Annotated in this window: 11 protein-coding genes; 5 read left to right on the top strand and 6 right to left on the bottom strand. The window is 43.9% G+C overall.

Features of this window, described 5'->3' with window-relative positions:
* Nucleotides 1–13: 13 nt before the first annotated feature.
* From OE749_RS02375 to OE749_RS02350, 6 genes are all read right to left on the bottom strand, one after another.
* Nucleotides 14–2,146, bottom strand: a complete 2,133-nt coding sequence (locus OE749_RS02375) for a trypsin-like serine protease (RefSeq protein WP_263710739.1) — start codon at nucleotides 2,144–2,146, stop codon at nucleotides 14–16.
* Between the two features lie 212 nt (nucleotides 2,147–2,358).
* A complete protein-coding gene (locus OE749_RS02370; RefSeq protein WP_263710738.1) occupies nucleotides 2,359–4,452 on the bottom strand; it encodes a trypsin-like serine protease in 2,094 nt (697 codons plus the stop codon).
* A gap of 234 nt (nucleotides 4,453–4,686) precedes the next feature.
* Nucleotides 4,687–5,145: a hypothetical protein gene (locus OE749_RS02365; RefSeq protein WP_263710737.1), complete on the bottom strand. Its 459-nt coding sequence runs from the start codon at nucleotides 5,143–5,145 to the stop codon at nucleotides 4,687–4,689.
* A gap of 95 nt (nucleotides 5,146–5,240) precedes the next feature.
* Nucleotides 5,241–6,107: a transporter substrate-binding domain-containing protein gene (locus OE749_RS02360; protein WP_263710736.1), complete on the bottom strand. Its 867-nt coding sequence runs from the start codon at nucleotides 6,105–6,107 to the stop codon at nucleotides 5,241–5,243.
* A gap of 143 nt (nucleotides 6,108–6,250) precedes the next feature.
* A complete protein-coding gene (locus OE749_RS02355; protein WP_263710735.1) occupies nucleotides 6,251–7,402 on the bottom strand; it encodes a porin in 1,152 nt (383 codons plus the stop codon).
* Nucleotides 7,403–7,413: 11 nt separating this feature from the next.
* Nucleotides 7,414–7,854, bottom strand: a complete 441-nt coding sequence (locus OE749_RS02350; RefSeq protein ID WP_263710734.1) for a substrate-binding domain-containing protein — start codon at nucleotides 7,852–7,854, stop codon at nucleotides 7,414–7,416.
* Nucleotides 7,855–8,226: 372 nt separating this feature from the next.
* Here OE749_RS02350 and rplM point away from each other — a divergent pair, with 372 nt between their 5' ends.
* The 5 genes from rplM (at nucleotide 8,227) to OE749_RS02325 (ending at nucleotide 12,120) form a co-directional block, all read left to right on the top strand.
* Entirely contained in the window at nucleotides 8,227–8,655 is a 429-nt protein-coding gene (gene rplM / locus OE749_RS02345; protein ID WP_263710733.1) for a 50S ribosomal protein L13, read from the top strand.
* Between the two features lie 12 nt (nucleotides 8,656–8,667).
* The gene (rpsI, locus tag OE749_RS02340) at nucleotides 8,668–9,060 is read left to right on the top strand and encodes a 30S ribosomal protein S9 (protein ID WP_263710732.1); all 393 of its coding nucleotides are present in this window, start codon (nucleotides 8,668–8,670) and stop codon (nucleotides 9,058–9,060) included.
* Between the two features lie 428 nt (nucleotides 9,061–9,488).
* Entirely contained in the window at nucleotides 9,489–10,118 is a 630-nt protein-coding gene (petA, locus tag OE749_RS02335; protein ID WP_263710731.1) for a ubiquinol-cytochrome c reductase iron-sulfur subunit, read from the top strand.
* A 5-nt stretch (nucleotides 10,119–10,123) separates the two neighbouring features.
* Entirely contained in the window at nucleotides 10,124–11,389 is a 1,266-nt protein-coding gene (locus OE749_RS02330) for a cytochrome b (protein WP_263710730.1), read from the top strand.
* 11 nt (nucleotides 11,390–11,400) lie between these two features.
* A complete protein-coding gene (locus tag OE749_RS02325; RefSeq protein WP_404828116.1) occupies nucleotides 11,401–12,120 on the top strand; it encodes a cytochrome c1 in 720 nt (239 codons plus the stop codon).
* Nucleotides 12,121–12,294 lie beyond the last annotated feature (174 nt).

Here is a 12,294-nt window from a genome sequence, read left to right as displayed (position 1 = left end):
CTTAACTAGATTTCTATTTTGGTCTGCGCCGATACCACAAAATAGGTAATAAGCCAGCCATCAACACGCCTGTTGAGCCTCCGCCAGAGCTCGGAGCTGGAGTTGGCGCTGGGCTTGGGCTTGGCGTAGGACTGGGTGATGGACTCGGAGCTGGGCTAGGAGTTGGACTCGGCGCAGGGCTGGGTGAAGGCGGTGGCGTTTTCGTTATCAGCCGTAGATTTACGTTTTTTATGTCGGCATTGTCTCTTCCGCTAGAAACAGATTCATCTTTGCGATAAACCCACTCGACTCGGTTTACTTCACTTACAAGATTAACCGTTTTTTTTGCGAATGCATTTTCGCCAGAAATAACATCTAGTAGCCTGTCATTTACGTACAAATATAAGCCGTCAAAGACCGTATCTGGAGAAGAACTGACTTCTGAGGAAACGCGCCAATCAAAAGTGAGTACGCCTTTACCATATACAGTCGCTTTTAAATAGCTTGCTTGAGAATCATTAATATCGCCACTTTGTGCATTTGTACCGTTCGCAATTTGCCAGTCGGCGTTGCCTCCCGTCGACCAAACGATGTTCTCGTCATCATCCACGGTAAACAGAGCTTGAAAAGCCTCACTTTTATCGAGAACGATAATGTTTCGGGTTAAATCTCTTTTTTGAAATTGGTTTTCATCAGAGGTAATGTCAAAATTGGCTGTAAAGGTTCCGGCTTCTGATGGCGCAAAGGTGACTATCCTTTCACACACACCTCCACTCGGTACGTTGTTACATTGTCCATTTTCAATAGATGCAAATGGAATGTTTGTCTGTTGTATACCGATATTTAAGGCGTCATTAAAATTATTATGGGCGACGATAGGGAGTGCTAACGTTTCTCCAACAGTAAGAGTAGGAACTGAAAAGCTTGGATTAAAAATCACGCCATTCATGGTGATGTCTCGCCAATTATCGAATCGCGCCAATCGAGTATAGACACTTGGGTATCCTTGTGCCCCGCATCCTTGCCCAAAACTTGTTATACCAATTTGAATCCACTCCGAACCATCGTTGACGAGAATTGGCCCGCCGCTGTCGCCCTGACAGGTCGCTTTCCCTCCCTCTGGTACATCAGCACATACCATGTTGTCTGTAATGAAAGTATTTTCGACAGGGGTGCCGTTTGATGACGCATAAGTTTGAATGCATTGGCTATTCGTGAGTAAGTTTGTATCAACTTTATGAAGTCGAGCAGGAAAATCCCCTGTAGGTCCTTCGCCGGGTTCGTAACCAATGCGTCCTCCCCAACCAATTGCCGTGGTTACACTATTGGCATTCACAAATGCATCCGTGGTCGCAATGTCAGCGAGGCGAATAGTTTCACTAACGCCGCCATTGGCTCGAAGTAGCGCATAGTCGCTGTCAAAGGTTACCTCGTTAAAATCTGGATGAATGTAGACAGCGGTAATGTTAGAGGGAGTACCTACAAATACTTCATAATCACCAATGCCTACTTTGAGCCGTTGCGTCGCGTCAATTGGTATACAATGCGCAGCCGTCAGTAACCAACCCTCTCCTAAGTAGGTTGCACCGCAGGTAAAGGTTTCAGTGCTCAAGTCTGAAATACTGACAGAGAGTGAGACATCACTACCTATTTGCGTTAATAGAGACTGCCCAGTTTCTTGTGAAACTGATACAACAGGGATCGTGCCATAATAGTCGCTTGTCAGTGTGCCAGCTTCTATGTCACCTGCTTCATTGTTATAGATTATCGCACCTATTCCTCCAGAGGCTTCGCACGTTAACGCTTTATCCAAAAATGTATTGTCGCCTCGCTCGATTAAGCAAACCTGGTTGAGAACGCCTTCACACAGTGATTGTCCCTGTCCACAGTTGACTAATTGTCCTGTTACGTCTGCAAACGGACTTTCGCGAAAACCTGAGCTATTTATTTCAACGCCGGCGACACGCAATTGCGATGTACTATTGTTAGAGACTTCATATAGCGCACTCATCCAGGGAAATTCACCGTTCTGTGCTTCTTCACCTCCAACAATTTTTGGCGTAACGGATGGTTTATTGACAGCTGCCGCACTGGTTGTGAAAGTGAGAGAAAACTGTGTTGCCAATGCTGTAGCAACTGCCACGGCGATTTTACTAAACTTGCTCATATCGTTTACCTGTAGCCTGTTGAGGCTTTGCCAATGTGATAATCCAGCGGAGTTAAGCGAAATAATTTATTTTTTTACGTAAATTACCCACATTAAGTTTAGTGGATATCTGGGGGGATGTTGAATCAATATGTATTGAGCAGTGAGTCAATTAATATGAGAGCAAAGCGAATAAAAAAGCCCGGATAACCGGGCTTGATAACGATTGTTTTTTATTTGAAGCGTCTGCGCATCCACAATAAAGGTAGAAGCAATAGTGCAGAGATACCAAACGAGCCGCCAGAGCTTCTAGGTTGAGGAGGCTCAACCGGTGGCGGTGGTTCAACTGGTGGCGGAGTGACTGGTGTATCAGAGGCAAAAGATACATTGCGTAAAGCGCCTTTGTCTTCAAATGCACTGGTAGACCCGTCTTTTTCGTATATCCATTGCACAAGATTCGTTTCTTCTGTGAGGTCTACGCTTTTCTCAGTGAAAGGAACTTCACCAGAGATAAAGTCAATCAACTGACCATTCACGACTAAATATAGCGCGTCGTATGGTGCTTCTGGGTCGTCCTCATTCGCTTCTGAAGAAACAAACCATTCGAACGTTAGCGTACCAGTTTCTGTAATCGTGGTTTCAAGCAAAGCATATTGGCTATCATTGATATCACCGCTTTCTACATGACCTTCGGTGTTAACCATCCAGGCATTGTTCCCACCTGTGTACCAAGAGGCAGTAGTGCCAAGAGAGGCAAAGGCAGTTTGTACGTCGGTTGCTTCAATCAGCGCACGACCATTTACGCTTGCACCATACGTTTTCACACTGGTATCACCAGCAGTGATGGTAATGTCTAGAGACACCTCTTCAGCTTGAGTTGGAGTATAGGTCGCAGTGACATCACACGACGCGTTTGCTTCTATGGTCTGACATGCAGCACTATTTAACACGATATCAGTTGTACCTGATGTAGTCAGGTCGATAGTTTGTGCTGAATTCGAGTTGTTAATTAAGGTCAATGTTTGCGTTGTGCTTTGTCCAACACGAATTGTCGGGAACGTTTTTGCGTTGAGCAGAGTGATACCTGTCATGGTGGCGAGACGCCAATCTTCAAAGGCAGATATACGAGCGTATACACTCGGGTAGCCTTTCGCTGCACAACCACTTCCCCAGCTAGTTATACCTACTTGAATCCATTCATTTCCTTCCTGAACGAGCAGTGGGCCGCCGCTGTCTCCTTGACAGGTAGCTTTCCCGCCGTCGGGAACATCAGCACAAATCATACGTTCGGTGATGCCTGCTAAAGCAGGATCTTCTTCACCATATGATGTGGCTAATGTTTGTGCGCACACTTCGTTGGTCATTAGGTTTGTATTAACTTGATGTAAAATGCTGGGGAAATCTGATGTAGGCCCTTCTCCTGGCTCATAGCCTGTGCGACCACCCCAACCAATAGCAGTTGTAAGCGACGCAGCATTTTCAAAAGATTCTGTTTGTGTTTTGTTCGCTACTGTAACCGTTGCTGCTTCAACATTTTGCGTAAGCTTTAGTAAAGCAATATCAGAATCCAATGTTGAGTCGTTATAATCTGGGTGTAAATAGATGCGTTCAATATCTACCGCATTTTCAGCGCCATCTCTTAGATCATATTCACCAATGTTAACTTTAAGTGAGGCTGAGGCTTCCGAGTCGACACAATGAGAAGCGGTAAGTACCCAACCATTTCCTAGGTAAGATGCACCACAGCTGGAATCTTGAACAAGGTTTTCTGTTGCAGCGACGCTAATGCTTGCTATCTCGCCTACCCGATCTAACAGTGCCTGCCCATCTTCTTGAGAAATACCAATAACAGGAATGGTGCCTGCAAAATCGTCACCTAGTGTGCCACTGCTCAACGGGCCAGATTCATTATTATAAATGATTGCGCCTATACCGCCGCCTTCTTCACAATTCTGCGCTTTAGTAGAAAAGTTAAATTCACCACGCTCAATTAAGCATATTTTGTCTTGTACTTCTGTACAGACTTCTCCACCTAGGCCACAGCTAGCAATTTCTGCTGTTGCGTCGCCAGACACACCATTACTAAATGCATTACTACCGATAATATCAGTTCCAACGGTGAGAGTGGTATCGACTTCGGTTGAGACGGTCACGAGGGCAGTCATCCAAGGGTAGTCGCCTTGTGTGGCTTCTTCACCACCAACAATTTTAGAAGATATAATAGGTTTACCTACTTTGTTGCTGCCGTCCTTGGTGGCCGAAACAGCAGGTAAACTGAGCGAAGTTGCAGTAATTACCGCAATCGCAACGTTGCTGAATTTGATCATCTGTTTTTTCCTTCGTTGATCCCGTATTTGATTTTTTAATGCCACGGCAAGCATCACGGCATACCTATCAGATAATGTTTGCCACTGAGCGAGCTTGTTGCAAAGGCGATATTACGGGGATGTCAAACCTATCAGAAAATTTGCAGCATTGGCAATGGTTTTTACCAATCATAGGTATTCACCAATTTTTCTTGGTGTTGAGTTAAGTGATGTTGGTTTTAAGCCGACTTAAAGCTAAATATCAAGCATGGAGTATAAGTCAGTAGAGAGCTTCTTCTTCTCCTCTTGCATATGGTTTGAGAGATTTTCGAATACTTCTCTCACATTTTCAGAGTCTACGCCTTGTGCCATTTTGCTGTATAGCGTTTGTAAATAATCATCTAATCGTGTGGCAAGCTGCTCAATATCATTGACGTTGCATTCGTGAGGGGCTGAAGCAATGGCAAACAGCTCATTAACGTCGTATTCATGATCAAACTGGTAGTAGGTATTCAAAATGGCGTCTGGGGCTTGCTCTACATAGCGCTTTAATTCATTCGAAAGTATCACTTCATGCGTACTGAGAGTGTCTAATAGCATTCTCACGCGTTCGTCAGACACTTTACTTGCCAGCTCGCGGTAATACAAACTGGCGCGATCGTGAAAACGTTGATTGTGGTGAAGCAATTCGCGTACATCAGAAAAATTATGCATAGAGTGTGTTCCAAAAATCCAGCGCAAACTTAACTATAGGCAAATGTAAATAATTCGGGAGTAATTTTATTGATTTTCTCACCGATATTAATAGCTTAGTTCAGTGTGCGAACTTTGGCACGCCAATTTTTGAAACCAACAGGTTTGACGGTTAACAATGGGTTTTCTAACCGATAATGTTGCTCAAATCCTCGCGTGATTAGTTCGTCAGCCCGTTGATGTTCAGGAAAACTTTCGAATAGCGTTTGTAGTTCCCCAGATTGCTTTGCCCGTTTAAGACCTGTCAATAATCGTTTCGCGAATATTCTTTTGTCATTACTCACAAAGAAATATATAAAAGCCGGATATTCGATTAGATGATATTGCGATATGACGAAGTTCGGATCGCGTAAACGGCTGAGTTCCTGATGAACTTCAATAATGCTTCTAGGAAAGTAATCGGCTTTTCCTTCTGCGAGTAACTTGAACATGTTTTCGTACCACATTCCCCAATCGACAGTCTGCACATTGAATTGGTTATGGGATAGTATGATTGAGTCAGGCCAATTAAGCCCTTGTACCGCAAGCTTTTTTTGCAATTCAGTTTTTTTTCGCTTTGCTCCGAACTCTTTCTCGCGCGACCGATGAATCACTAAAACGCGTTTGCCAACATACCCTTTCAATAGTGGAAATCGTACCGGAAGTAATTTTTCTTCTCTTTCGTCGGTTGTCATCGTCCACATAACATCAGCTAAGCCCTGTTGTACGGCGACAATTTGACGCTCTTGATTCATATGCATTTGGGCTGGCTCAATACGGTAATCACCATGGTCGTGCTGGGTTTTTTCCAGAGCAAGTTTAAGTGCTTCAACGAAGTAGCTTCGCTGGTCGTCTGAACCACGGTAACTGGTATATATGTAGGTGTTACCCATCACGTGGAAACTGTGGCTAAGGATGAGTAAAAACAATGCATATCTAGTCATAAAGAAAGCGTAGAACGTGGATGAAATTCTATCCACTGGTTAGGGTTGAAATCCTTTGTTAGCGCTTGGTTGGAATAAGACAAATATCGCTGATGGTAATGAAAAAGGCCGCATGATGCGGCCTAACAAACGTATAGGATGGACTAAAAGATGAAGTCGACTCCGATAGCAATGTTTTCGGCATCGCCATGGAAATTGTAGAATGTCGCTGCATCGCCTTGATCTTTGAACTTATCATACTGAATTTTGAGTGCCGCTTGTGGATGGAAGTTGTAGCGCAAACCGATACCCAATACATAGTGCTCTTCCAAGTCTTCTGTAACAAATGGTTCCTTGTCCTGCTCGTGATCGGCTTTGGAATAGGAGATGTAAGGTTGAAAATCACCAATGGTATACACTGCTGACAATAACCATGTCGGGTAAACAGTTCCAACGACATCGTCATATTCTACGTAGTTGTAGTCGAATAGAAGAGTAATTGGATCAAGGTTGATAACCCCGCCTAAGCCTACGAAAAACTGATCGTAAGTATCTGCGACGGTGATCGAACCATCAGGGTTATAGGTGTCTCTGTCACGGTCATTTCTGAAGTAAACAAAGCGTAAGTCGAACATTTCCCCCGACATATTCCAGTTAAAGCCGGTGATGTTTGTCCAGATTTCATCTATGCGGGTCGCGTTTCCACCGAAAAGTCTATCGTAGAAAAGCATCTCTTTATTGTCGTCGCTGTATTCGTTGCCGTAGAAGAAGTTCAAGCTATTAGTGAGATCGCCCCAGTCGAAGGTGTAAATGGCTTGCACACTGTTAAATTGAGTGACTTGCCACCAGTACAGATTTGATGGAGGACGCATCCAAGGATACGCATATCCCACCTCTGAAAACTCTGAAAAATAGTACATAGGAATGTTTCGGCGACCAGCGAGTAAGGTCCAGTCATCCGTGGGTTTGTAGGTGATGTAATACCAATCGAACTCCGGCTCAAAATCGTCAGTGCCTTTGGCAACAAGTTGCGCGGTGACGCTTAAGCCCTCTCCTAAATCTGACCGAGCTTGTATAGCAAACACCGTCTCTGGCTTGAAGCTAAGATCATTATCGTATTGACCAACATCGTAAAAGTCTGCAGTAAATATTTCGTCTCGTGTTTGGCCGGGATTTAACGGGTCGTCGATTTCGCCAAAGGTTTTACCGACAACAATGGAGCCATAACCACTGAATTTAACCTCTGCAAGAGTTTGACTAGTAAATAGGACCAGTACAGCGAGTAAAAGGGAAGTAAGCGATAATTTATGTTTCATTTTTGTTCCCCTTAAAAGTTAGCGACGACTTTAACAGAATCATTAACCGCAGACGGATCTACATAGCCAATCGCACCCTGATTAGCTGCTACCGTGCTGACAACTTCTGCATCTGAATCGACTTCTTTTGGCATTTCTCCTTTGCCCGTAAACACGAGCTTCGACCAATAGCTGTTAACCTGATTGGTGGTTCTGCCTAAAACGGTGTTGTTAAAGTATTCGCGGGGCGCGGAGTCTTTTGCGCCATTGAGGGGCAGGGCAATTTTACCATCATTAAACTTGGTTGTTTTGCCTAAGAAAATCTTTTTAATTGTTCCTTCGTCCAGTTCTGAACTATTTGAAGGATGAACGATCACCGCAACTTGTGCATGCGCCGCAGAGAATATCCATAGACTCGCTAATGTGCATAATGTGGCGATGAAAACGCTCCTGATGCTATGTGTGTGTTTCATAGTGTCCCCTTAATGTAAGGCGATATCGTTGAGGTTCATCTTTGCGTAAGGTGCAATTGCATCTCATTCCAAGGTTTAGACTAATATTTGTCCCTTTGCAAAGCATAAGATGCCGAAATTCATAGGAATTTAATATTGCGTTTCCAACCGTCACAGTGAAACAGATATAAATAGTCTGATATTTGTACTCGCTTTTTTCTAAAGTTTCTGTATAATTCGCGCCCTGCCCAGTTACACCCGCTTTGGGAAAGCGGAAGAATCAGGGGGCTCGAAGGGGTCAATGCCTTGATTTGTAGAGTTTTCTGTTTTCAGTAAACAAGCTGGGTACAGAAAACGCCTAGTAACTATTTTTAGATTTTCGGGTAACGTTAGATGAAAACTTTTGTTGCAAAGCCAGAAACGGTAAAACGTGACTGGTACGTGGTTGACGCCGCGGACAAAACGCTTGGTCGTTTGGCCACTGAAATCGCTCGCCGCCTACGCGGTAAGCATAAGCCTGAGTACACGCCTCACGTGGACACAGGGGACTACATTGTTGTAATCAATGCTGAGAAAGTAACTGTTACGGGCAACAAAGCCCAAGGCAAAATGTACTACTCTCACACGGGTTACCCAGGTGGTCTTAAAGAGACTAACTTTGAAAAGCTTCAGGCTCACAAGCCTGAAATGATCATCGAAAAAGCGGTTAAAGGTATGTTGCCAAAAGGTCCACTTGGCCGTGCAATGTTCCGCAAGATGAAAGTCTACGCTGGCTCTGAGCACAAGCATGCTGCTCAACAGCCTCAAGTTTTGGACATCTAAGGAGCGAGAAAAATGGCAGATACTCAATACTACGGCACTGGCCGCCGCAAAAGCTCTACCGCTCGTGTATTCCTTCGTCCAGGTAGCGGTAATATCGTTGTAAACAAGCGTCCACTAGACGAGTTCTTCGGTCGTGAAACAGCTCGCATGGTTGTACGTCAGCCTCTAGAGCTTGTTGAAATGACTGAAAAGTTCGACTTGTACGTAACGGTTACTGGTGGTGGTATCAGCGGTCAAGCTGGTGCAATCCGTCACGGTATTACACGTGCTCTTATGGAGTTTGATGAGACACTTCGTCCTACTCTACGTAAGGCTGGCTTCGTTACACGTGATGCACGTCGCGTTGAACGTAAGAAAGTGGGTCTTCACAAAGCACGTAAGCGTCCACAGTTCTCAAAGCGTTAATTCGTTTTGTACATTGTGTACAGCATTACAAGAAACCCGGCATTTGCCGGGTTTTTTTTTGCCTTTGAGGCGAGTTGTGTGGCAACGGTAACGTGGCGCAGATCTTTAAATTCATATGTTAGGTAAAGGTAAAGTTTGGCAACATTTTATTTTCATTTGGCGCTGGCTTTGAGAGGGATATTTTCTGATAATGAGAATGGTTCTCAAGAAGGCCGTTTTATTTACACCATAGCATTGATTTATTCGGCTTTTCTTATCTATTTCCTTGTCTTTTTCAGGGGTTTTCTTTTATCATTTCCTGTTATAAGTAAAACCATGATTTCTTGTGATTTTCGCCTTAGTGATTTTGTCAACCAATTCGGCAATTTTTGCGTATAAGGGAACAACACGAGAAGTATCACTGTAATCCGACCCTTGGAGAAAAGTGGATGAGCGATGTATCTGTAGATGCTAACGATTCGTCTTTAGCCAACAGCGAACCGCAAGACAACACACGTCGTCGATTTCTGACAATTGCGACTGCAGTTGTTGGTGGCGCCGGTGCTGTAGGTGCGGCTGTACCTTTTGTTGCTTCTTGGAACCCGAGTGCGAAAGCACGTGCTGCGGGTGCCGACGTGGAAGTAGATATTAGCAAAGTTGAGCCCGGCCAGCTTATTCGTGTAATGTGGCGAAGCAAGCCTGTATGGATTGTGCGTCGTACGCCAGAAATTTTGGAGGCGCTTGCAGGTCACGAAGATAAGTTGAAAGACCCTAATTCTGAACAAGAGCAGCAACCTACTTTCGCTCAAAATAGATACCGTTCTTTAAAAGAAGAATATTTGGTTTTAGTCGGTATTTGTACGCACTTGGGCTGCTCTCCTCAACACCTGAAAGATGGTGCATTTGAAGAGATTGTTGAAGGTGTGCAAGATGGCTTTTTCTGTCCTTGTCACGGCTCTAAGTTCGACATGGCTGGCCGCGTATTTGAAAGTGTTCCCGCGCCACTAAACCTAGTTGTGCCGCCTTACATGTATATCGACGATTCAACCATTTTGATTGGTTCTGAGGCGGAGGCTTAATCAGCATGAACGCATTTTTAGACTGGATTGAAAAACGCATTCCAATGATGCGCGTTGCGAATATGCACGCCATCCAATACCCTGCACCTAAAAATATGAACTTCTGGTACGTATTTGGTTTCCTAGCGACTATCGTTTTGGTAAACCAGATCGTAACTGGTATTTGGCTAACGATGAGCTATACACCGTCTGCAGAGCAAGCATTTGCTTCAGTAGAATATATCATGCGTGATGTTGAATACGGCTGGTTGCTTCGTTATATGCATTCTACGGGTGCATCTGCATTCTTCATCGTAGTGTATATGCACATGTTCAGAGGCATGATTTACGGTTCTTATCAGAAACCGCGTGAATTACTGTGGCTGTTCGGGATGTTCATCTATTTAGCGCTTATGGCTGAAGCCTTCATGGGATATGTACTTCCTTGGGGACAAATGTCTTACTGGGGCGCGCAGGTAATCGTATCATTGTTTGGTGCAATTCCTGTCATTGGTGAAGATTTGGTAGTATGGATTCAAGGTGATTATGTTATTTCTGGCGCTACCTTGAACCGTTTCTTCGCATTGCATGTTATCGCATTGCCTTTGGTTATTGTTATTTTGGTATTCCTACATATTGTGGCACTTCATGAGGTGGGTTCTAACAATCCTGATGGCGTTGAAGTGAAGCGTCCTAAAGGCTCTTTATCGGAAGAAGAGAAAACCAAATTTAAGATGCATGAATACTATACGAACAAGTATGACATTGTTGACGATGTTGTTCCTTTCTTCCCACATATCGTATTAAAAGACTTAGTAGCCTTTACGATATTCTTGTTTGGTTTCTGCTATGTACTGTTCTTTGCGCCTGAAATGGGAGGCAAATTCCTAGAGCATCCTAACTTTGAAATTGCCAACCCACTCAAAACGCCTGAACACATTTTCCCTGTATGGTATTTCACTCCGTTTTACGCGATTCTGAAAGCAGTTCCAGAAAAACTATTCGGTGTTATTGCAATGTTTGCAGCGATAATTGCGTTAGCATTGTTGCCTTGGATTGATCGTGGAAAAGTACGTTCTTGGCGCTACCGTGCAGGCATCCATAAATGGAACCTGATCGTATTCGCGATTGTATTCATTTTCTTAGGTTACCTTGGTGGAACGCCTCAGGAGAACTGGAAGATTGTTGCGTCTCAGATCGCCACTTTAATGTACTTCGGTTTCTTCGGATTATTATGGATGTACAGTAAAAATGAGAACACTAAGCCTGTACCAGAGAGGATTACTAAATGAAAAAACTTTTAATGATCATCGCACTTCTGGTACCAGGTGTTGCGTTTTCTGCAGGGTCTAACTACCCGTTAGACACAGCAGAGTATGACTTGACTGATAAAGCGTCGTTACAAAGTGGTGCAAAAATTTTCCAAAACTATTGCTTGGGATGTCACCAGATGCAATATCAACGCTATCAGCGTACCTTTGAAGACTTGGATATTCCGCTAGAATTAGGCCAAGAGCATCTTCAGTTTACTGGTGAGAGTGTTGGTGTTCATATTAAAAATGCGATGCCAATTGAGTCAGCTGCTAAATGGTTTGGTGCACCGCCTCCTGATTTAACATTGGTTGCGCGTGTTCGTGGTGCAGACTGGCTATATACGTACCTTCGTACTTTTTATGTAGACGAAAACCGACCATTCGGTGTGAATAACAAAGTATTCCCTGATGTTGGGATGCCGCATGTGCTGCAAGGTCTTCAGGGAGTTCCTCGTTTAACAACAGAAAAAGCGATGGTGGATGGTGAAGAAGTAGAACGTGATGTAGGCATAAAAGCCGACGGTAGTGGCGAACTCAGTGCTGAAGAATACGATAAAGCTGTACTGGATTTAGTTAACTACTTGGTATATACCGGCGAACCTACGCGCTTAAAATCAGAGAGTATTGGTCGTTGGGCGCTAGTGTTTATCTTCGTATTTTTTGTCTTCGCATTGTTGTTGAAGAAAGAATATTGGCGTGACGTGCATTAATCTGCCAAAAAATAAGGTATAATCGCGAAGGGGTAGAACCGAAAGGGTTTTGCCCCTTTTTTGCTAAATAACATTATTGTCATCTGTTTTTTGAATCTTCAGGAATAGCTATATATTCCAAGGTGGGTCGGCTTAATATTGTCGATAACGTAAAACGAGGATGACACAGTTCCT

This window comes from Fluctibacter corallii (assembly GCF_025751585.1).
Taxonomy (GTDB): domain Bacteria; phylum Pseudomonadota; class Gammaproteobacteria; order Enterobacterales; family Alteromonadaceae; genus Fluctibacter_A; species Fluctibacter_A corallii.
Note: the sequence above shows the minus strand (reverse complement) of the source record. Positions and strands in the feature narration are given on the sequence as shown.